This window comes from Nonomuraea sp. NEAU-A123 (genome assembly GCF_018603905.1).
Classification (GTDB): Bacteria; Actinomycetota; Actinomycetes; order Streptosporangiales; family Streptosporangiaceae; genus Nonomuraea.
Map to the genome: position 1 here is coordinate 726,447 of NZ_JAHFZZ010000004.1, position 19,434 is coordinate 745,880.

Here is a 19,434-nt window from a genome sequence, read left to right on the forward strand (position 1 = left end):
GTCATCGAGCCCATTTCGTCACCGTCACCGTCGTGCCCTTGCCGGGGGCGGAGATCAGGTCGAACTCGTCGACCAGCCGCCGTGATCCGCTCAGGCCGAGCCCCAGGCCGGAACCGGTGGTCCAGCCGTCGGTGAGCGCCTGCTCGATGTCCGGAATCCCCGGCCCCTCGTCGCTGAAGGTGATTCTAAGGCCCTGGCGGGCCCCGTTCTGAACGACCTCGATCTTGGCCAGGCCGCCGCCGGCGTACACCAGGGCGTTGCGGGCCAGCTCGCTGGCCGCGGTCACCACCTTGGTCTGATCGATGAGAGACAGCCCCACCTCGACCGCGACGCTCCGGACCCGCTGGCGGACCATCACGACGTCGGCGTTGCCGGCGATGGGCAACTCCCAGTCGGCGGTCACGGGGTCGCGCCTCTTACATGGTCGAGGAGCGCGATTCCCTTCTCCAGATTGAGCGCGGTCCGTACACCGCCCAGCGACAGGCCGAGCTCGACCAGGGTGATCGCCACGGCGGGCCGCATGCCGACGACCACGGTCTGGGCGTCGAGCAACCGCGACGTGGCGGCGATGGTGGACAGCATCCTGCCGATGAAGGAGTCGACGATCTCCACCGCGGTGATGTCGATGATGACGCCGCGGGCTCCGTGGGTCACCACCGCGTCGGCCAGGTCCTCCTGCAGGGCGAGCACACTCTGATCATCGAGGTCGATCTGGATGGAGATGATCAGGATGTCGCCCAGTTTGAGGATGGGCACCCGGTCCATCACACGTTCTCCGTCCGCACCGCGATGCGGGTCGCCCTCGGCGCGATCACCTCGATGCCGCTCCGCCTGAGCGCGTAGGCCAGCGCGTCGGCCAGCGAGGCCTTGGTCACGATGTCGCCGAACTCGATGCCGAGCGTGACGATGGTGTGCGCGATCTGCGGGCGGATGCCGGAGATGACGCACTCGGCGCCCATCAGCCGGGCGGCGACGACGGCCTTCAGCAGGTGCTGGGCGACCTGGGTGTCGACGGCCGGAACGCCGGTGATGTCGATCACCGCGTGCTCGGCGCCGGTGTCGACCAGCGTCTGGAGCAGCTTCTCCATCACGACCTGGGTCCTGGCCGAGTCGAGGGTGCCGACCAGGGGCACCGCCACGATGCCCTCCCACAGCTTGACGACCGGCGTCGACAGCTCCAGCAGTTGCTCGGCCTGGTCGAGAATGATCCGCTCACGGGCTGTCGTGTACGACTCGAAGGTGAACAGGCCGAGGTCGTCGATGAGCCTGGAGAACCAGATGAAGCCGCGCATCGCGTCGGGGCCGCCGTCGCCTTCGACGACCTCGTACAGCGCCTCCTTCAGTCCGAAGACGGCCCTGGAGGTGTCGGCGGGGGTGAAGCCCTGGCGGGCGCGGGCGCGCGACAGCTCGGCGAGCAGGCCGCGCAGATCGGCGAGGTCGCTGCTGCCGTGCTCCAGGGAGGACAGCAGCGCTCGATAGATCTCCGTGAGCTCCTCGCCGGACGCCTTGGCGATCAGGGTCCACCGGTGCAGGATCTGCGCCTCGTTCTCACGGAGCAGCTCTTCGATACGTCGCCTGGCGACATCGGCATCGACGGTCAAGGTCACTCCTGGAAGAGAGAATTCACCGGCATTGCCGGGGATGCTAACGACACTGTTCCGCATCGGCGGGCGGTTGGCGAAATCACCCGCTTTCATGCGTTTCACGACAATATCCGACGGTATAAGGGCTTACGTCCTGCTTTGCGAGAAGATGTCACCTCATGCTTTGGCGAATCTCGCGCCGTCGGCCGGACGGGCGCCCAACTGGGTCAGCAGCCGCACCATGCGCGGGGCGTCGAGCGGGTCGACCGGCAGCACGTGACTGGTCCACCAGCGGGCGATCTCGGGGGTGGGCCCCTGCGGGATCATCGGCAGGTAGTCGTCCAGCGGCGGATCGTAGATGAAACCGGGCACCACGCCCAGCCGCTCCAGCCCGGCGACGATCTCGTCCCGCTTCTCGACCATCAGCGGCACCCGCAGAAGCGGACGTATGGGGGCTTCGCGGACGCCCGCCGCCACCCACGGGGTCCGGCGCAGCGCCTCGACCCCGGCCAGGCGGCGCTCCCGCTCGCGGTCGATCACCCGCAGGCGCGAGCGCTGGTAACGGGCGAGCGCCGGGCCGGGGCGCATCCGCCAGCCGTCGAGGTCGATCCCCAGCCATGGGTCCATCGCCGTCACATCGCCCCTGACGGCTCGGAGCGCGTCCTCACGGGGTGAGAGGCGGTGCCCGGTCCATTTGACGATCCCGAGCCGCCGTGAGGCGTGCCACATCAGCCGGACCATGCCGGTGCGGTAGAGCGTCTCGCGGAGCATCGGCTGCAGCACGGCCTCCGCCTGGTCGCGCGGCTCACCGGGCAGCAGCAGCGCCTCCCTCGCCTCGGCCAGCGCCGCCAGCGCGCCCGGATTGGGGGTGGTCAGGAAGCCGCCGGACATCGCCCGGCCGTGCTTGGCCAGGCTGAACACGCCGGCCTGGCCGAACGTGCCCGCCGCGCGGCCGCCGACCATGGTCAGGAAGGCGTGCGCGGCGTCGTCGATGAGGACGAGGCCGCGCCGCTCGCACTGCGTCATCAGGTCCGTCATCTGGTCCGGCTGGCCGTACAGATGCGTGGTGATGACGCCGGACAGGCCGCTCCAGTTGACCCGCGGCGCGTCGATGTTGCCGTCGCGCCATGACACCGGAGCCATCACCGGCTCCAGGCCGGCGGCCAGGGCGATGAACAGCACGGTCTCGCAGTTGGTCGGCGCGATCAGCACCCGGTCGCCGGGGTCGAACCAGTGGCGCAGCGCCAGCAGCAGGCCGAACCGGGCGGACGGCACGTGCAGGCAGTCCTGGCCGATCCGGTGCCGCATGAGGTCTTCCAGCGCGCTCATCGGCTGCCGGCCCGGGCGCGTAGCCGGCCGTACCGCTTCAGCACGCGGTCGGCCAGGCCGTACAGGAAGGGCACGTCGAGGATGAGGCGGCGGACCCGGCGGATCGGCTCGGTGCGCATCCAGTGGGCGGCGGCGCCGAAGGTGCGGCGCCGCACGATGCCCTCGGTGATGGGAACGTTCCTACTGCTCAGGGCTTCTTTGTAGGCATATCCGGCGCCGATGCTGAGGTCGATCGAGGTGATGCCGAGCTCGGCGGCCGCTTCGGCCATGCGCAGGTGCTGGATCAGGCCGGGGGAGTATTTCGCGTACGCCGGGTCGTAGGAAGGGAACCAGCCGACGAGCACCGAGTCCGAACGGAGGCCGAAATGGCCCGCCACCGGCTCGCCGCCCGCATACAGCATGGACAGCACCCCGCCGAACTCTTTCCCGTCGATGGCGTGCAGCCTTTCGACGAGCTCGATCACCCAGCTCTGGCCGAAACGGTCCGCCCGGCCGGTGCGGACGTATTGCGCCGACTTCCACTCGCGCAGTAATCGAAGCTGGTCGGCCGAGTCCACGGCGAAGACCGCGGACACCTCGCCGAGATCACGGCCGAGTTTGCGTTCCTTGTACTGGGTGGTCTTGAGGAATTTCGGCGACCGGTCGCGGAGCCCGGCGAGATAGGCTGGGTAGCCGTCGGCCAGGTCGAGGATCACGGCCTGCTGCTCCAGCGTCTCGTACGGCCGGAACCACGACTGGCCCGGCACCAGGCAGCCGAACTCCCACACGTCCAGCCCGCACGCCTCCAGCAGCCCGTGGACGTCGAAGTCGGCCTCAGGGCGGTGGATGATCCCCTGGCACAGCGACACCCAGGCGCCGATGGCCATGCCGACTCCCGCGTGCCGCTCGTACGGGAAGAAACCGGCGACACCGTCCGTGTCCTCGATGATCGCCACCCGCGAATCGGGCCGGACCTCGCCCACCGCGATCGTGAACTCGGGACTGAGGAAGGGGTTGGCGAGATGCGGCTGCGCCCGCTGCATCTGCCGCCAGGCCGCGATCTCGGGTGAGCCAAGCTCACTCGGCGGCACGACGGTTACTTTCGCCAAGGATTCCCCTTTTGTGGCTTTTGTTAGTTAGTGGACTGTATACAGCAGCCGGGCCTCGAAGAGGCTGAGTAGGCGTAACAAAGTGATATCCGCTCGCGTTTGCCGGTCACTTCACTCGACGACGGTGGCCGCGCTGCGGCGCGGTCCCGCGTAACGGGTGAAGAAGGCGACCAGGACGCTCACCCGGTTGCGCCCGCCCAGCAGGTATGTCACGTGCAGCCCGATCCAGGCCAGCCAGGCGGGCAGGCCGTGCATGGTCAGCCCGTTGGCCAGTTGCAGCACGGCCTCACCCCGGCCGACCGTGGCCATGATGCCGGGATCGCGGTAGGAGAAGGGCGCCGCGGGACGGCCATGGGCGAGTGCCAGGATCTGCTTGCCCACGTGCTTGCCCATCTGGATGGCGGGCTGGGCGAGCTGGGGCAGCGGTTCGGGCGGCCCCGCCAGGTCGCCGGCGACGAAGATCTCGGGGTGCGCTTCGACGTTGAGCGCCGGGGTGACCGTGATGCGGCCGCCCTTGCCCTGCGGCAGGCCCAGGTTCGACACCTCGTCGGGCGCGGCGACGCCGAGCGCCCATACGGTCACGTCGCTCGGCAGCCGGGTGCCGTCGCTCAGCACGACCGCGTCGGGCTCGACCGAGGCCAGCGTGCTGCCCAGCCGCAGGCGCACGCCGCGTCTGCGCAGCGCCTTCGCGGCCGCGTCCCGCAGCCGGGGTTTGTACGGCGCGAGCACGTAGTCGAACCGCTCGACCAGGGTGACACTCGTCTGCTTGGGGCTGATCTCCGGAAAGGTCACCGGGAGCGTCCGGTGGCGCAGCTCGGCCATCGTGCCCGCCATCTCCACCCCGGTCGCGCCCGCGCCGACCACCACGGCGTGCGCGCTCTCCCGCCTGCCCGCCGCGACCTCCTCCAGGAGGTTCTGCAGGCGCTTGCGCAGCACGATCGCGTCGTGGACCGAATAGATGGGATAGCAGTGCTCCCGCGCGCCCTCGATGCCGTACCAGTTGGTGGTCACGCCGGTGGTGAGCACGAGGTAGTCGTAGTCGAGCGAGGTGCCGTCGTCCAGGTCCACGCGCCGCTCGGCCGGGTGCACCTTGGTCAGCGCGGCCCTGCGGGCGCGCGCCGTCGGATACTTGGCGGCGTAGGCCCGCGTCGGATACGACACGTCGCCGGGGCCGAGCCCGGCCGTCGCCACCTGATAGAGCAGCGGCTGGAAGGTGGTGTAGGAGTGGCGGTCGACGAGCGTGACGCGGGCGCCGCCGCGGGCCAGCTCCCGCGTGGCGTTCAGCCCGGCGAAGCCCGCGCCCACGACGACGACGTGCGGCGGCTTGCTGGACCGCGGTTTCTGGACCATCAAGAGATGCCCCCTCTGGCGAATGCGCTGTCTCGGTGCATATGGCACAAAAGGCAACTCTTAAACCACTCGCCAGGTCTGCGGTCAGGCCGCTGACGTCAGGAGGCGCCGAGTTCGATGGTCTCGGCGACCTCGGCGTGCCGCTCGGACTCCTCCTCGGCGAAGCGGGCCTCGTCGAGCTTGTCGGCGATGTCCTCGTCCTGCTTCATCAGCGTGTCGAGCGACTGGCCCGCCATGTCCAGCACGCCCATGTCCGCGTACGCCTGCTGCAGGCGCGGGCTCCACAGCCCGATGTCCTTCACGCACGGCACGATCCGGCTGAACAGCAGCGAGCGGAACAGCCGCAGATACTCCGAGTGCTCCGTGGCCACCTCCGCCTCTTCGACCTCCGCCTTCGACAGGCCCAGGTTCTCCCACGTCTCCCGGCCCCTGAGCCGGTCGCGCATCAGGTAGCAGCCCTCGATGACGAAGTCCTCGCGCTCGCGCCGCTCGGCCTCGGTCAGGCTGCCGTAGTAGTCGCGCAGCGCCATCCGGCCGAACGCCACGTGCCGGGCCTCGTCCTGCATGACGTACGCGAGGATCTGCTTGGGCAGCGGCTTGGTGGTGATGTCGCGCATCACGCCGAACGCCGCCAGTGCTAAGCCCTCGATCAGCACCTGCATCCCCAGGTACGGCATGTCCCACCGCGAGTCGCTGAGCGTCGAGTCGAGCAGCGCCTTGAGATGCTCGTTGATGGGGTAGGCCAGGCCCACCTTCTCCTGCAGGAAGCGGGCGTAGGTCTCGGCGTGCCGGGCCTCGTCCATGGTCTGGGTGGCGGCGTAGAACTTGGAGTCGAGGTCCGGGACCGACTCCACGATCTTGGCCGAGCAGATCATCGCGCCCTGCTCACCATGCAGGAACTGGGAGAACTGCCACGCCGCGCCGTGCAGGCGGACATCCTGACGCTGCTTCTCGTCCATCCGGTGCCAGAGCGGCGTGTCGTAGATGGCGATCGTCTGGTCGGGGATGCCCAGGACGTTGTACGGGTCGACCTCCAGGTCCCAGTCGATGCGCTTGGTGGAGTCCCACTGCTTGTCCTTGCCCTTCTGGTACAAGGCGAGCATGCGATCCCTGCCGTCGTCGTACTCCCACGTAAACCTGCTGGCTCCGGACATCTCCACGTCCCATGTGGAGAGTTCGGCGGGGATGGTGTAGAGGCGGTGAGTCGACATGAGTCCTCCGCAGGGGGGTTACGTACACCGTACGTCCTCATCGAGGCTTGCACGTACGGCGTACGTCCGTCAATAGAATGAGCTATGCCCACCGAGCCTCTTTCGCGGACCCGCATCGTCGCCGCGGCGATCGATCTCATCGAGCGCGAAGGGGCCGACGCGGTGTCCATGCGGCGCATCGCGGCGGAGCTCGGCGTCGGCGTGATGTCGCTCTACAACCACGTGCCGAACAAGGACGCCCTGCTGAACGGCGTCGCCGAGGCGGTGCTCAGCCAGATCGAGTTCACCGACGATCCCGATGCCCACTGGACCGACCGGGTGCGGATGCAGGCCCGCGCCTTCCGCCAGATCGCGCACGGCCACCCGCGCTCCACGATGCTCGTCGTCAGCCGCCAGCTCCACTCCAACGCCGGGCTGCTGCCGGTCGAGCGGGCCCTGGCCACGCTGCGCAGCGCCGGGTTCGACGGGGTCGACGCGGTGCGGGTGCTGCGGATGTTCATCGCCTACATCGTGGGCTCGCTGCTGCGCGAGGTCGGGGTGACGCCCACGTTCGCCCCGCTGCACCGGCACATGGTCAACCCGGATGACGTCGATCCGGCGTTGTTCCCCGAGGTGAGCGGGCTGGCGCCGCTGCTGGCGAGCTGTGACCACGACGCCGAGTTCGACTTCGGCGTCGAGCTGCTGATCCAGGCGATCGCGGTGCTGCCGAAGAGGGAGGGCACCCGGTGATCCCGGATGCCCTCGTCGCTCTAGTACCAGTTGTGTGATCTGAAGTGGCCCCAGGCGCCGCACGGCCTGCCGTATCTCCCCTTGATGTAGGCCAGGCCCCAGCGGATCTGCGTCTCGGGGTTGGACTTCCAGTCCGGGCCTGCCCCTCGCATCTTCCCTCCCGGGAGTGCCTGTGGGATGCCGTAGGCGCCTGAAGAGCTGTTGTACGCGCGATGGTTCCAGTTGCTCTCTCTGGTCCAGAGATTGTCCAGGCACTGGAACTCCTGGTAGGACCAGGCCCGCTGGACGACCTGGTCCAGGGCGAAGCCCTTGCTCCTGGTCTTGCGCGGCGCGGCCTTGATCTTCGGCTTGGCGGCGGTGGTCCAGGTCCGGGTCCTGATCACGGGGGCGTGCCACGAGCCCTCGTATATTCGCGGTTTGGCGATCGGCGGTTCGGCGATCCGCGATTCGGATGCGGCTCCGGCGAGCGTCGAAGGTCCGGCGACGGTCGCGAGCGCGGTCAGAGTGATGAACGTGTAGCGCAGGGCGCGGGTGCTGTCCATGTCGATCCTAGCTGTCGGGTCGCGTGCGGACGGGCGCTCTCGCTTCCCCGGCGCCCTGCCGGTCCGCGTCCGTGGCTCGGACGCGGAGGGTCCGCGCGGCCCCCCGGGCTTCGGTTACGCCCGATAGTGCTGGGCGGCCCGGAGGGCTCCACGACGTTTCCTCTAGCCGGTTTTTATTACCGACAGTCACTGTTCATCACTCTCAGTGATGGGCTTTGGGAAGACGTTGGCGCGGTGGCTAGGGATATTTAGCGTTCTCGCTGGACCGCCATGGTGTGGCCCGTTCGCGCGTTGACCTGGCCTTTCGCGAAAACGGGGGCGGCTGCGGGGTTTGGATCAGTACCAGCGGTGGGACTGGAAATGCGCCCACGCGCGGCACGGGGAGCCGTAACGCTGCTTGATGTAGCCGAGGCCCCACGCGATCTGCGTGCGCGGGTTGGTGCGCCAGTCGCGGCCCTTGGTGGACATCTTGTGGCCGGGCAGCGCCTGCGGGATGCCGTAGGCGCCCGAGCCGTTGCCGGCCCGGTGGTTCCAGCCGCTCTCCCTCGACCAGAGCCGCTCCAGGCACCGGAACTGGGCCCTGTTCCAGCCACGCTTGCTGACCATGGGCTTGGCGATCGCCTTGTTCTTGGCGACCGCGCTTTTGAGGGCCTGGGAGCTCTGCGCCTGTGCGGCCGTCGCGCCGCCTGTCGCCACGAGCGTGGCCGACAGGATCAAGACGCTGGTACGGCGGAGCATGGGCATGCGGGTTCCCTTTCGATGGGTTCGGGGGACCGCGCCACCCTGCCCTATCCGCCCGATTTACCGCGAATTGACCATGAAAAAGTAGATCGTTGGCAAAGATCACGCTTTATGGCTGTTCAGGGGAAATGTCCGGAAAATGTGGACTGCATCACAAACTGCGGGCGGAGGCGTTCTGTAGGGTCGGATCATGAGTCTTCGTGACATCCCGGTCCGCACCCTCGCGGACGCCCCGACCACGCTCGCCGAACTCGTCGGCGACAAAGCCGTGCTCATCGTGAACGTGGCCTCCAAATGCGGCCTCACCCCGCAGTACACCGGTCTCGTCGAGCTCCAGCGGCAGTACGGCGAGCGCGGGTTCAGCGTGATCGGCATGCCGTGCAACCAGTTCATGGGCCAGGAGCCCGGCTCGGCCGAGGAGATCCAGGAGTTCTGCGCCACCACGTACGGCGTCGACTTCCCGCTGCTGGAGAAGGCCGAGGTGAACGGCCCCGACCGGCACCCCCTCTACGGCGAGCTCGTCGAGACGCCCGACGCCGACGGCGCGAGCGGCGACATCCAGTGGAACTTCGAGAAGTTCCTCGTCGACCGTGACGGCGCCGTCGTCGCCCGCTTCCGCCCCGGCACCACGCCGGACGACCCGGCTGTCATCGCGGCGATCGAGAAGCTCGTCTAGCGGCTTGCGGCCGGTTGGCCGGTGGCTGACGGCCGGCTAGTGGCGTGGGCCGCAGCTGCCGCGGACGATGAGCTCCGTCGGCAGCAGCACGCTCCGTGGCCGCCTGCTCCCCGCCCGCAGCATCAGCTCCGCCGCGCGGTAGCCCATGTCGCGGCCCGGCTGGGCGATCACGGTCAGCGGCGGGGAGCACAGCTCGGCCCACGGCACGTCGTCATACATCACCAGCGACACGTCGCGCGGCACCCGCAGATCCAGCTCCCTGGCCGCGAGCACGGCCGCCTCGCCCAGCACGTTGCCTCCGGTCACCACCGCCGTCAGGTCGGGACGGCTCTGGAACAGCCCGGAGGCGGCGGCGTAGGCCGAGTCGCGGCTGCCCGTGGCGAACACCACCAGATCCTCGTCCACGGGCGCCCCCACGGCCTCGCGGAAGGCCGCAACCCGCCTGCCGTGCCCCGGGCCGCCGAGGAAGGCGATGCGCCGGTGGCCGAGCCCTCTCAGGTAGCGCACCGCCGTACGGATGCCGGCCCGGTCGTCCGCCAGCACGGCGGGAACGTCCAGCGGCCGGGCACGCGACGCGGGCGGCAGGCCGTCGAGCATCATGAGGTCGGAGACCGTCGCCGCCCCGGAACCCTCGTCGGACGGCGAGCCGGACAGCGAGCCGAGCCGTGCGCCGGGCCCTGCGTCGGTGGGCGCGTCGGACGGCAGCCGGTCGGCGAAGACCACCGTCATGCCCGCCTTGATCGCCGGGCCCCACGTGTCGGTGCCGCCCGACGGGACCGCGATCACCCGGTCCACGCCCTGCTCCAGCAGCATGCCGACCAGCTCGGCCTCCTGCTCGGGATCGTCACCCGTCGAGCCGAGCACCACCGGCTCGCCCGCCGAGCGCGCGCAGGCCAGCACGCCCTCGGCCAGCTGGCCGTAGAAGGTGTCGGTGAGGTCGGGCACGAACAGCCCCATGCCGCCGGTGCGGCGCTGGCGGAGGTTGCGGCCCAGCGCGCTCGGGCGGTAGTCGAGGTGGGCGGCGACGGCCAGCACCCGCTCCCGCGTCTCCGGACTGGCCGAGCCGCCGGACAGGACCCGGGACACGGTCGCGACGCCCACGCCGGCCGCCTCGGCCACGTCCTTGATGGTCGCCCGCCTCGATTCCATGGAAACGATTCCATCATGGTTTCCGTCGCGCTGGAAGGCCGGGCCACGAACATGGGCTGCTCTCTTGACACTCTTGTCCGTTTCGGGTGAGATGCTTGAAAACGTATCCACGCGAGTGGGTACCCCCCGCACAACATCCGGGTCACCACCCGGGAGCGCGAAGGAATGTCATGGCATCCATCGTTCTGACCAATGTCGACAAGATCTACGCCGGTGGCGTGAAGGCTGTGAACGGGCTCAACCTTGAGATCAAGGACGGCGAGTTCATGGTGCTGGTCGGCCCCTCCGGTTGCGGTAAGTCGACCGCGCTCCGGATGATCGCCGGTTTGGAGGACATCAGCGGTGGCGAGATCGCGATCGGCGAGAAGGTGGTCAACCACCTCCCGCCGAAGGACCGCGACATCGCCATGGTCTTCCAGAACTACGCCCTGTACCCGCACATGACGGTCGAGGAGAACCTCGCCTTCGGCCTCAAGCTCCGCAAGATGCCCAAGCCGGAGATCCAGAAGCGCGTCAACGACGCCGCCAAGATGCTCGGCCTGGAGACGTACCTCAAGCGCAAGCCGGCCGCACTCTCCGGCGGTCAGCGCCAGCGTGTCGCGATGGGCCGCGCCATCGTCCGTGAGCCGCAGGCCTTCCTCATGGACGAGCCGCTGTCGAACCTCGACGCCAAGCTCCGCGTCTCCATGCGCGCCTCGCTCAACCAGATGCACGAGCGCCTCGGCGTCACCACCGTCTACGTCACGCACGACCAGGTCGAGGCCATGACGCTGGGCGACCGCGTCTGCGTCCTGCGCGACGGCATCCTGCAGCAGGTCGACACGCCCCAGAACCTGTTCGACAAGCCGGTCAACCTGTTCGTCGCCGGCTTCATGGGCTCGCCCGCCATGAACTTCGTCACCGCCGAGCTGGTCCGCGACGGCGGCACCGCCGTCACTTTCGCCGACATCAGGCTGGAGATCCCGGACTCCACGTTCACCGACAAGCCCGGCCTCGACCAGTACATCGGCAAGCAGGTCATCCTCGGCATCCGCCCGTCCGACTTCGAGGACGCCGCTTCGGCCGGCCAGAACGCCAACGGCTGGGCCACGCTGCCCGTCAAGGCGGAGGTCACCGAGGAGCTGGGCTCCGAGATCAACGTCCTGTTCCTGATCGACGCCCCGCCGGTCGAGCACAAGGACACCGTCGCCGCCGCCGACACGGGCGACGACGAGGAGGCGGCGCTGCCGCTGCTGGGCGACAAGTCGCTGTGGACCGCGCGCGTGAACGCCCGCAGCCACGCGCGTCCGGGCACGAGCCTCGACCTGGTGCTGGACACGCACAACCTGCACTTCTTCGACCCCACCTCGGGCCTGGCCATCGGCCACGAGGCGAACGTCGGCAAGTGATCTCCACCGAATCTCGGTCCTGAGCCTGCTCTCGACCGACCGGGCCCCCACCGCGACCCCCTCCCGCGGTGGGGGCCCTTTTTCCTCTTCTTGCTCTGCTGCTGGTTTTCGCTCGGCGCCGTTCTTTCTGACCCGGCGTTCTCTGTTTCGCCGTTCGGCGAGACGCTTTTTCCTTTCCTGTACGGCAAGCCCGGTGGGCGCCAAACGCCGTAGGTGGCTGGGCTCTGTCCAGGGAAACGGCCGCTGAACCGGGTGCAACGTCCCGCCGTTACGGCCCGCGCTTCTAGCGGCGGCCGATTTTCGCCCCCGCGTTGCCGACGAGCCTGCGGGGGATGAGTCTGCCGATCGCCACGATCACCTTGTAGCGCACGTCGGGGACCGACACCCACTTGCCCAGAGCCAGATCGCGCATGGCCGCGTTGACCACATTGTCGGCCTTGAGCCAGAGGAAGCCGGGGATCTGCGACGCGTCCATCGACGCCCGTTCGTGGAATTCCGTTCGCACGAAGCCGGGGCACAAGGCCATCACCTTGATCCGCGGACCGGCCACTTCGGATGCGGTCGATTCGCTGAAGTTGACCACCCACGCCTTGGAGGCGCTGTAGGTGCCGCGGGTGAAGAAGGCCGCGACGGAGGCCACGTTGATCACCGCGCCCCGATCGCGCTCCCGCATGCCGGGCAGCACGGCCAGCGTCAGCCGGAGCACGGCTTCGCAGTGGAGCTTGAGCATGCGCGTCTCGTCCTCGACCGACACCTCCAGGAACTTCCCGGGGTGGCCGAACCCGGCGTTGTTGACCAGGAGATCGACCCCGTCGCGCAGCCGCCCTTCGACCCGGGCCAGGCCGTCGTCCGTGGCCAGATCGGCGGCCAGCGGCTCGACGCTCACGCCGTACCTGAGCTTGAGCTGACCCGCGACGTCCTTCAACCGGGCCTCGTCGCGAGCCACCAGAACCAGGCTGAACCCGTCGGCGGCCAGCCGGCGGGCGAAGGCGGCGCCGATGCCGGCGGTCGCGCCCGTGATCAATGCGGTAGGCATGCCAGAACCTTAGCCTCTCTCCTCCCCGCCGCCTGGCGGGTCATATTGCCGCCGGGGACATTCTCGAGTGAACTGAAGCCATAGTCGAGATCACGAGGAGCAGCGATGAGCAGGCTTCGATTCGGCGTCTTCATGGCCCCTTTCCATACCGCGGGGCAGAATCCCACCTTGGCCATCGAGCGCGATCTGGCGTTCATGGAGCATCTCGACAGGCTGGGATTCGACGAGGCATGGATCGGCGAGCACCATTCCGCCGGTTCCGAGATCATCGCGGCGCCGGAGATCTTCATCGCGGCCGCGGCGCAGCGGACCCGGCACATCCGGCTCGGGACCGGCGTGACCTCGCTGTCGTACCACAACCCGCTCTGGGTCGCCGACCGCATGGTGCTGCTGGACCACCTGACGCGCGGGCGGATCATGCTCGGTGTGGGTCCCGGCTCGCTGCCCACCGACTCGGCGATGATCGGGCTGAACCCCACTGACACCCGCGAGCTGCTCGACGACAACCTGGACATCGTGCTGCGGCTGCTGCGCGGCGAGAGCGTCACCGCGCAGACCCGTACGCACACGCTGATCGACGCGCGGCTGCAGTTGCGGCCGTACTCCGACCCGATGTTCGAGGTGGCCGTCGCCGCGGTGGCCTCGCCGACCGGTCCGCGCCTGGCCGGACGCCACGGCCTCGGCCTGCTGTCGATCGGCGCCACGCTCACCGCCGACGGGTTCGACGCGTTGGCGCACCACTGGAACGTCATGGAGGAGCGTGCCGCGACGTACGGGACCGCCGTCGACCGCGACGCCTGGCGGCTGGTCGGCATCATGCACGTGGCCGAGACCCGCGAGCAGGCCGTCAGGGACGTGGAGTACGGCATCGAGGCGTGGTTCCGGTACTTCCAGAAAGTGGCGGCCTTCCCGCAGATGGCCGTTTCGGGCGGCGACCTCAAGGAGATGATCGACTTCGTCCGGGAGTCCGGCATTGGCGTGATCGGCACCGTCGAGGACGCGAAGGCCCAGGTGCAGCGGTTGGTCGACCAGTCCGGTGGCTTCGGGGCGATGCTGTTGATGGCGCACGACTGGGCCGATCCCGCGGCCACCAACCGGTCCTACGAGCTCATCGCCCAGCACGTGATGCCCGAGTTCCAGGGCCAGGCGCAGCCGACTCTGGACGCGCGGGCCCGGGCGAGCGCGGTCCGCGAGGGGCACGCCGAGGCGCAACTGGCGGCGGTCACCCACATGATGAACAAGTACCAGTCCGAGGCCAACATCAAGGACTGATCACCTCGAGGCCCTTGCGCCTCCGTCCTTCGTACGTCCGTTCCGCCCGACCCTGGGTGATCCACCCTGTGCGGGGGTGGTTAGCCTGGGGCGGCAGCCGGCGATCGGAGAAGGACGTGAGCACGACCACCCGTTCCACCTCTGTCCATGGGCGGTCGCCGTGGCTGATCGTGGGGCAGGCGGCGGCGGCATTGGCTGCCGGGATAGGCGTCGGGCGGTTCGTCTACACCCCCATCCTGCCGCTGATGCACGCCCAGGCCGGGCTGTCCGCCGAGCTCGGCGCGTCGCTGGCCACGGCCAACTACATCGGCTACCTCGTGGGGGCGCTCGCGGGCACCTTCGTTCCCGCGCTGGTGCGGTCGGTCAATGTTCTGCGTGGCTCGCTGGTCATCCTGATCGCGACACTGGCGTTGATGCCGGTGACCCATGACGGCGCGGTCTGGTTCGGGCTGCGCCTGATCGCCGGCGTGGCCAGCGCCCTGATCTTCGTGATCGCCGTCAGCGCGGCGTTGACCCGCCTGCGTGGGCAGGTGCAGCACCTGACAGGGTGGGCCTTCGGCGGAGTCGGCACCGGTATCGCCCTGTCCGGCCTCCTGGTGCTCCTGCTGCGGTCCGCGACCACGTGGCAAGCCGCGTGGTGGAGCTGCGCGGGCCTGGCCGCCGTCCTGGCCGCCGCCGCGTGGGGGCTGACTCCCGCACCCCAACCGGCCGCCGCCGGTCAGGCGGCGGCACCCGACCCTCCCAGGACGCACCGGTGGTTCTGGCCGTTGTTCGGCAGCTACAGCCTCGAAGGCATCGGTTACATCATCGCCGGCACCTTCCTGGTCGCGGCGATCGAACAGAGCGTCCCCGGCCCGCTCGGCAGCGGCGCCTGGATCCTGGTCGGCCTCGCCGCCCTGCCGTCCAGCGCGCTGTGGGCCTGGCTGGCGCACCGCTGGTCGCGGCCGTCTCTGCTGTTCGCGGCGCTGACCATCCAGGTCGTCGGGGTCACGCTGCCCGCCCTTCTCGGCGGCGTCGCTCCGGCGCTGATCTCGGCGGTGCTGTTCGGCGGCACGTTCATGGGAGTGAGCACGCTCGCGCTGGCCATCGGCACCCACCTCCGGGGCCCGCGCGCCGTTGCCCTGCTCACCGCCGGATACAGCGCCGGCCAGATCCTCGGTCCCATGCTGGCCGCCCCGCTGCTCCAGCACGGCTACCGCCAGGCCCTGCTCCTCGGCGGCGCCGTGGTCCTCGCCGCCGTACTCGCGGCCGTCGGCGTGTGGATCCGGTTCCCGCAGGCTCAGGCCTCACCGGCGCTACTTTCAAGATCAGCCCAGACACCCGACTGAGCTGCGGTAAAGCCGGCTTTCCCGTGCTCAGCTTGTGCCACAGCGGGCCAGCGCGGCCGCTCGGCAAGGCCCCGGGGGAGGGAACGGGATGGAACGCCTCAAGGGGTGTCCCCTTGACGACGTCAGAACGGATTTCCCTTCATGACCCACATCACACCGAGGCTGGCCGGCCACTGGGTGCGCCGCCTCCTGTATGGCCTGGTCGCCATGGCCCTGGCGGTGGGCTCGGCAACGGCGCCCGCGCACGCCGACCGTGCACGACTGGACGTGCCATCGGCCACCAATGCCGTCAATGGCCCGGGCAGGCTCGTGTCGTCCCAAACCCTGCCTGAGGGACTGTGGCTGCCCGGCACCGGGGCCGCCTACCGCATCACGTACACCTCGACCCCTGCCGACAAGTCCTCGGCCGGCCTGGTCGTAGTGGCCGGAGCCGTGTTCATCCCGCGGGGCACCGCGCCCCAGGGCGGCTGGCCGGTCATCGGCTGGGCCCATCCCACGGTGGGCGTGGCCGACGGTTGCGCCCCGAGCGTCGTAGGGCGGCCCCAAGGCGACATCGACTTCCTGTCGGCGTGGCTGCGGGCCGGGTACGCGATCGCCGCCACCGATTACGAGGGCCTGGGCACGCCGGGGCCGCACCCGTACCTGAACGGCCTTTCCGAGGCCTACGGGGTCATCGACGCCGTGCGCGCCGCCCCCGCGGCCGACCCCAAGCGGTCGCTGTCGAGTACCTGGCTGGGGGTCGGCTACTCGCAGGGCGGGCAGGCGACCCTGTTCACCGGGGCTCTGCAGGAGTCGTACGCGCCGGAGCTGGACTACCGCGGCTCCATCGCGATCGCTCCGCCCTCGCAGTGGCGCACCCTCATCTCGGTGGCCCAGCCGTTCGACTTCGATCCGGCCAAGCCCGCGAGCCCCTTCGTCTTCCTGGTCCTGGAGATGCTGCGGGTGGCCCACCCCGGGACGATCGACCCAGGGGACTACCTCACTCCGGCCGGCATCCGGTTCTTCCCCGAGGTCCAGAACAATCTGTGCGTGGGCGCGCTGGTGCAGCGGATGGCCGGACACCTCAACGGTGAGTTCTTCGACATGGACGCCGCCGAGCAGGAGACATTCACCCGGTTGCTGGTCAAGGACGCCGAGATCCCGATCGTGCGGCACGAGAAGCCGCTCTACATCGCCCATGGCACCGCCGACACCCTGGTCTTCCCGCCGGCGTCCCAGACCACGGCCAGACTGCTGGCGGAGGCCGGCACGGACGTGACGTTCCGGTTCTACCCGGGCGTGGACCACTTCGGGATCGCGGCCGCCGCGCTACCCGACCTGCTGGCCTGGGCCGCCGACCGGCTGAACGACAAGGCCGGATGAGCCCGGAGCCGCGCCTGCGCTGATGCTGGTGGGCGTCGAGCGGTAAGACCTCAAAGAGCTTTTTGATCTCCGTGTAGTCCGATTGGGGGTACCCTGCCGGACGTGCGGCGATTGATCACCTCCCGCGGGCTATGGCTCGCGCTTGCGGCGACCGTTGTGGCAGCGACGGTCGCTGTGATCGTGCGTTCTCGCCGCCGCTCGACGCGTCGGCCTCCAGCCCAGCAGGACGGGGCACCGTTACCCGCCCAGGTTGAGAGCGGATCCGTAGCGCGGTGGCCTCCGGTCCCGATCCTCGGCACGCCCACCGCTGAGGACCTCGAGCGCTACGCCGCCGAGCCCTCCATCTTCGACCGCCCCGCGGTTGGAATGATCTTCGGAGGGGGCCGGAAGAGGGAGCCACTGGACGACGCCACCCGACGCCGCCTCACCCGCTGGGGAATCGCCGGACTAGCGCTCTGCCTGCTGGCCGTCGGCTCGCAAGCCCTTGAATCCGTCACCTTCTCCAAGGATGGCGGGGTAGAGACCACAGAGGAGATCTGGCACCAGGACGAGCCTTGCATCGCTGGTGTCTGCTGGGCCCCCGAGATTGAGCAGGCGCCCGCTCCGGACGACGGTGACTACTCTGAGCCCGTCAAATACGTGGAGACGCAAGAGCCGGTCCCCGCCAGTCAGCCGAGCCTTGACGCGGACTGCCGGCCCGAGAGCCGCAACCCGCGCGTACGGAAGCTCGACGCCAAGGCGACCCGGGCGGTGAACCGGCAGTGGCAACGCATCGAAGCATGGCTCAAGGCCCACGCCCCCAGGAGCTATCGCACCCTCGGCAAGCCCGGAAAGGCGGAGAGCATCGCGGCGGCGGAGGCGCAGACGGGCTTGCGATTCCCCGACGACCTGCGGGCCTCGCTACTGCGACACGATGGAGCCGCCGTAGTGGATGACACCTGGGCCTTCGGCTTCCTGGGCAACTGGAGCTTGAGTCTCCAGGGGATCCGTGACACGTGGCGAGGCCTGTGCGAGATCGACGATGAGGATGAAGAGGAGCCGGCCGATCCTCGGTCGGATTGGTGGGACGGGCGAATGCTTCCCTTCGGCGCCGACGGTATGGGCAACCACCTCGTCATCGACTCGGTGAAACATGACGTAGGCGAGACCGATCACGAGGGAAGTATGAGCTTCACGCCTGGAGGGGCCCATATTCGCTCGTACTACGCCCTGCTGAAGGCCACCGCCGACGCCATGGAGAACGGCGGCTCCATCGGCTACTGGAAGCCCAGAACAGTAGCCGGTGAGCTCGATTGGGACGTCCGCGACTAGACTAGTTCACGATGATGTAATTAAGTCGTACCCGCAGAGTGCTTTCCCAGTGGATGTGTCCGCGCACGATGATGTCGCCATTGGCGCGCGGGACGACATTGTTCACTGTCATGATGGCACTCCCCAGAAAGGGGTTACCGTCGCTGTCGAGTTCGGTCATCGAGACGGCTACCTGAGAGAATGCGTTGACTTGGTCCGTGCCGAGGGATTCTCTGTGGGCGAAGGGCCCGCTCCCGCTGAAGTCGACGAAATGCCAGAACGTGCTCGTCGGGACGCCTGAGCGTACGATCTTGCCGAATTCGCCGCTGCTCTTGACGGAGTCTTCTGGGATGAAATCGATTGACGAGGCACCGGACGTGCCATCGACCTGGTCGGTGCCGTATGTGGACGCCATGACCCCGCCCTTCGCGCGCGATAAACGTTAATTTCGGCAGTTTGCCGACAGGGTGGGGATCTTTGAGATCGCGACGGCACTCCGATGTGACGCATCATGCGGTTGCTCCCATATTGTCTGGAGCATCCGGCGGCTACACTCTGAGATGGTTTATAGGCGCTTTTAAGAATGGCCTGGCGACTGCTCGCCGGGCATCGCCGCCCTGATCAGGTTTGTCGCGCCTGCAGCATCGGTTTGAGCGCCACCAGCGCGCCCGCGACGAAGATGGCGGTGGCCACGTAGATGAGCCCCAGGTGGCCGATGGTGGCGAGATGGTACGGGTAGTGCGCGGGCAGGGCGATGACGAGGCTCAGCACGGGCACCACGATCGCGGTCACGTACGCCCACCACAGTCCGTGCCTGACCCCGAACCAGGCGAGTGCCGAGGTGGCCAGCCCGGTCGACGCGATGAACCCCGACAGCGCGATGTGCAGGTGCGAGATATATCTGAACAGCTCCGGACTGAACGCCTGGACCTGGGCCCGGCCGACGTCAACCTCGTTCGGGCCGATGCCGAGTTCCAGGAACCCGCCGGTGAAGTTACGGACGAAGAAGATCGCCGCGTAGCAGATGAACGCCAGGCCGGCCAGTGCCATGAGCCCTGCGCCGAGGCGCAGGGCGCCGGACTCCGCGCCTGTCGCCGGGTGATGAGCGATGGTCGCCATGGCCGCCCCCTTCCTGGAGAGTTCGCCAAGGGGGATGAACAGCTCTATTGTCCCACCTGCCCGAGAGCCGGGCAGGACCGCGGCGGTCCTACCCGACCCCCGGAGGCGACCCGGCCTAGAAGTCCATGTCTCCGCCACCCGGCATGGCCGGGGCGGCAGGGGTCTTCTCGGGCTTCTCGGCGATGACCGCCTCGGTGGTGAGGAAGAGCGCCGCGATGGAAGCGGCGTTCTGCAGCGCCGA

20 protein-coding genes are annotated in these 19,434 nt (G+C 68.8%); 7 read left to right on the forward strand and 13 right to left on the reverse strand.

Going from position 1 to position 19,434, the window contains the following annotated elements; all coding sequences use genetic code 11:
• Nucleotide 1: 1 nt before the first annotated feature.
• From KLK06_RS15575 to KLK06_RS15605, 7 genes are all read right to left on the reverse strand, one after another.
• On the reverse strand, nucleotides 2-403 hold the full coding sequence (locus KLK06_RS15575) for an anti-sigma regulatory factor (RefSeq protein WP_308168271.1): 402 nt from the start codon (nucleotides 401-403) through the stop codon (nucleotides 2-4).
• Nucleotides 400-765, reverse strand: a complete 366-nt coding sequence (locus KLK06_RS15580) for an STAS domain-containing protein (protein WP_214636124.1) — start codon at nucleotides 763-765, stop codon at nucleotides 400-402. The genes KLK06_RS15575 and KLK06_RS15580 overlap by 4 nt, the downstream gene beginning before the upstream one ends.
• The gene (locus KLK06_RS15585) at nucleotides 765-1,607 is read right to left on the reverse strand and encodes an STAS domain-containing protein (RefSeq protein ID WP_374197115.1); all 843 of its coding nucleotides are present in this window, start codon (nucleotides 1,605-1,607) and stop codon (nucleotides 765-767) included. The genes KLK06_RS15580 and KLK06_RS15585 overlap by 1 nt, the downstream gene beginning before the upstream one ends.
• A gap of 153 nt (nucleotides 1,608-1,760) precedes the next feature.
• Nucleotides 1,761-2,912, reverse strand: coding sequence for a DegT/DnrJ/EryC1/StrS family aminotransferase (locus KLK06_RS15590; RefSeq protein WP_214636125.1), 1,152 nt, complete (start codon nucleotides 2,910-2,912; stop codon nucleotides 1,761-1,763).
• On the reverse strand, nucleotides 2,909-4,000 hold the full coding sequence (locus KLK06_RS15595) for a GNAT family N-acetyltransferase (protein WP_250905392.1): 1,092 nt from the start codon (nucleotides 3,998-4,000) through the stop codon (nucleotides 2,909-2,911). Before KLK06_RS15595 ends, KLK06_RS15590 begins: the two co-directional genes overlap by 4 nt.
• A gap of 111 nt (nucleotides 4,001-4,111) precedes the next feature.
• Nucleotides 4,112-5,350 carry an NAD(P)/FAD-dependent oxidoreductase gene (locus tag KLK06_RS15600; RefSeq protein ID WP_214636126.1) on the reverse strand — a complete coding sequence of 413 codons (1,239 nt, stop codon included), beginning with the start codon at nucleotides 5,348-5,350 and terminating at the stop codon, nucleotides 4,112-4,114.
• Between the two features lie 98 nt (nucleotides 5,351-5,448).
• On the reverse strand, nucleotides 5,449-6,561 hold the full coding sequence (locus KLK06_RS15605; protein ID WP_214636127.1) for a ferritin-like domain-containing protein: 1,113 nt from the start codon (nucleotides 6,559-6,561) through the stop codon (nucleotides 5,449-5,451).
• 84 nt (nucleotides 6,562-6,645) lie between these two features.
• Between KLK06_RS15605 and KLK06_RS15610 the strand changes: the two genes are divergently transcribed.
• Entirely contained in the window at nucleotides 6,646-7,290 is a 645-nt protein-coding gene (locus KLK06_RS15610; protein ID WP_214636128.1) for a TetR/AcrR family transcriptional regulator, read from the forward strand.
• Nucleotides 7,291-7,310: 20 nt separating this feature from the next.
• On the opposite strand, the gene KLK06_RS15615 is transcribed toward KLK06_RS15610, so the two are convergent.
• Together KLK06_RS15615 and KLK06_RS15620 are read right to left on the reverse strand one after the other, a co-directional pair.
• Complete coding sequence (locus KLK06_RS15615) at nucleotides 7,311-7,832, reverse strand: lytic transglycosylase domain-containing protein (protein ID WP_214636129.1); 522 nt, start codon at nucleotides 7,830-7,832, stop codon at nucleotides 7,311-7,313.
• A gap of 336 nt (nucleotides 7,833-8,168) precedes the next feature.
• On the reverse strand, nucleotides 8,169-8,576 hold the full coding sequence (locus KLK06_RS15620) for a transglycosylase SLT domain-containing protein (RefSeq protein WP_308168272.1): 408 nt from the start codon (nucleotides 8,574-8,576) through the stop codon (nucleotides 8,169-8,171).
• A 187-nt stretch (nucleotides 8,577-8,763) separates the two neighbouring features.
• Here KLK06_RS15620 and KLK06_RS15625 point away from each other — a divergent pair, with 187 nt between their 5' ends.
• Complete coding sequence (locus KLK06_RS15625) at nucleotides 8,764-9,249, forward strand: glutathione peroxidase (RefSeq protein ID WP_214636130.1); 486 nt, start codon at nucleotides 8,764-8,766, stop codon at nucleotides 9,247-9,249.
• Between the two features lie 36 nt (nucleotides 9,250-9,285).
• Here the strand turns inward: KLK06_RS15625 and KLK06_RS15630 are convergent, their stop codons facing one another.
• Nucleotides 9,286-10,398: a LacI family DNA-binding transcriptional regulator gene (locus KLK06_RS15630; protein ID WP_214636131.1), complete on the reverse strand. Its 1,113-nt coding sequence runs from the start codon at nucleotides 10,396-10,398 to the stop codon at nucleotides 9,286-9,288.
• Nucleotides 10,399-10,568: 170 nt separating this feature from the next.
• Here KLK06_RS15630 and KLK06_RS15635 point away from each other — a divergent pair, with 170 nt between their 5' ends.
• Nucleotides 10,569-11,786 (forward strand): ABC transporter ATP-binding protein, encoded by a 1,218-nt coding sequence (locus KLK06_RS15635; protein ID WP_214636132.1) that lies wholly within the window; start codon nucleotides 10,569-10,571, stop codon nucleotides 11,784-11,786.
• Between the two features lie 283 nt (nucleotides 11,787-12,069).
• Here KLK06_RS15635 and KLK06_RS15640 read toward each other — a convergent pair whose 3' ends face one another.
• Nucleotides 12,070-12,822 carry an SDR family oxidoreductase gene (locus tag KLK06_RS15640; protein WP_214636133.1) on the reverse strand — a complete coding sequence of 251 codons (753 nt, stop codon included), beginning with the start codon at nucleotides 12,820-12,822 and terminating at the stop codon, nucleotides 12,070-12,072.
• Between the two features lie 105 nt (nucleotides 12,823-12,927).
• Between KLK06_RS15640 and KLK06_RS15645 the strand changes: the two genes are divergently transcribed.
• From KLK06_RS15645 to KLK06_RS15660, 4 genes are all read left to right on the forward strand, one after another.
• Nucleotides 12,928-14,094 (forward strand): LLM class flavin-dependent oxidoreductase, encoded by a 1,167-nt coding sequence (locus tag KLK06_RS15645; protein WP_214636134.1) that lies wholly within the window; start codon nucleotides 12,928-12,930, stop codon nucleotides 14,092-14,094.
• A 170-nt stretch (nucleotides 14,095-14,264) separates the two neighbouring features.
• Complete coding sequence (locus KLK06_RS15650) at nucleotides 14,265-15,422, forward strand: YbfB/YjiJ family MFS transporter (RefSeq protein WP_374197117.1); 1,158 nt, start codon at nucleotides 14,265-14,267, stop codon at nucleotides 15,420-15,422.
• 141 nt (nucleotides 15,423-15,563) lie between these two features.
• Entirely contained in the window at nucleotides 15,564-16,784 is a 1,221-nt protein-coding gene (locus KLK06_RS15655; protein WP_214636136.1) for a lipase family protein, read from the forward strand.
• Nucleotides 16,785-16,886: 102 nt separating this feature from the next.
• Nucleotides 16,887-18,095: an SMI1/KNR4 family protein gene (locus tag KLK06_RS15660; protein ID WP_214636137.1), complete on the forward strand. Its 1,209-nt coding sequence runs from the start codon at nucleotides 16,887-16,889 to the stop codon at nucleotides 18,093-18,095.
• A 1-nt stretch (nucleotide 18,096) separates the two neighbouring features.
• Here KLK06_RS15660 and KLK06_RS15665 read toward each other — a convergent pair whose 3' ends face one another.
• Nucleotides 18,097-18,489: a hypothetical protein gene (locus tag KLK06_RS15665; protein WP_214636138.1), complete on the reverse strand. Its 393-nt coding sequence runs from the start codon at nucleotides 18,487-18,489 to the stop codon at nucleotides 18,097-18,099.
• Nucleotides 18,490-18,695: 206 nt separating this feature from the next.
• Complete coding sequence (locus KLK06_RS15670) at nucleotides 18,696-19,193, reverse strand: hypothetical protein (RefSeq protein ID WP_214636139.1); 498 nt, start codon at nucleotides 19,191-19,193, stop codon at nucleotides 18,696-18,698.
• Nucleotides 19,194-19,434 lie beyond the last annotated feature (241 nt).

What these genes read in the sequence shown, in the direction of transcription:
- KLK06_RS15625 (WP_214636130.1), top strand. Translation starts at nt 8,764, where the DNA reads ATGAGTCTTCGTGACATCCCGGTCCGCACCCTCGCGGACGCCCCGACC.
- KLK06_RS15580 (WP_214636124.1), bottom strand. Translation starts at nt 765, where the DNA reads ATGGACCGGGTGCCCATCCTCAAACTGGGCGACATCCTGATCATCTCC.
- KLK06_RS15630 (WP_214636131.1), bottom strand. Translation starts at nt 10,398, where the DNA reads ATGGAATCGAGGCGGGCGACCATCAAGGACGTGGCCGAGGCGGCCGGC.
- KLK06_RS15670 (WP_214636139.1), bottom strand. Translation starts at nt 19,193, where the DNA reads ATGGCGACCATCGCTCATCACCCGGCGACAGGCGCGGAGTCCGGCGCC.
- KLK06_RS15655 (WP_214636136.1), top strand. Translation starts at nt 15,564, where the DNA reads ATGACCCACATCACACCGAGGCTGGCCGGCCACTGGGTGCGCCGCCTC.
- KLK06_RS15640 (WP_214636133.1), bottom strand. Translation starts at nt 12,822, where the DNA reads ATGCCTACCGCATTGATCACGGGCGCGACCGCCGGCATCGGCGCCGCC.
- KLK06_RS15615 (WP_214636129.1), bottom strand. Translation starts at nt 7,832, where the DNA reads ATGGACAGCACCCGCGCCCTGCGCTACACGTTCATCACTCTGACCGCG.
- KLK06_RS15605 (WP_214636127.1), bottom strand. Translation starts at nt 6,561, where the DNA reads ATGTCGACTCACCGCCTCTACACCATCCCCGCCGAACTCTCCACATGG.
- KLK06_RS15610 (WP_214636128.1), top strand. Translation starts at nt 6,646, where the DNA reads ATGCCCACCGAGCCTCTTTCGCGGACCCGCATCGTCGCCGCGGCGATC.
- KLK06_RS15665 (WP_214636138.1), bottom strand. Translation starts at nt 18,489, where the DNA reads ATGGCGTCCACATACGGCACCGACCAGGTCGATGGCACGTCCGGTGCC.
- KLK06_RS15635 (WP_214636132.1), top strand. Translation starts at nt 10,569, where the DNA reads ATGGCATCCATCGTTCTGACCAATGTCGACAAGATCTACGCCGGTGGC.
- KLK06_RS15590 (WP_214636125.1), bottom strand. Translation starts at nt 2,912, where the DNA reads ATGAGCGCGCTGGAAGACCTCATGCGGCACCGGATCGGCCAGGACTGC.
- KLK06_RS15600 (WP_214636126.1), bottom strand. Translation starts at nt 5,350, where the DNA reads ATGGTCCAGAAACCGCGGTCCAGCAAGCCGCCGCACGTCGTCGTCGTG.
- KLK06_RS15620 (WP_308168272.1), bottom strand. Translation starts at nt 8,576, where the DNA reads ATGCCCATGCTCCGCCGTACCAGCGTCTTGATCCTGTCGGCCACGCTC.
- KLK06_RS15645 (WP_214636134.1), top strand. Translation starts at nt 12,928, where the DNA reads ATGAGCAGGCTTCGATTCGGCGTCTTCATGGCCCCTTTCCATACCGCG.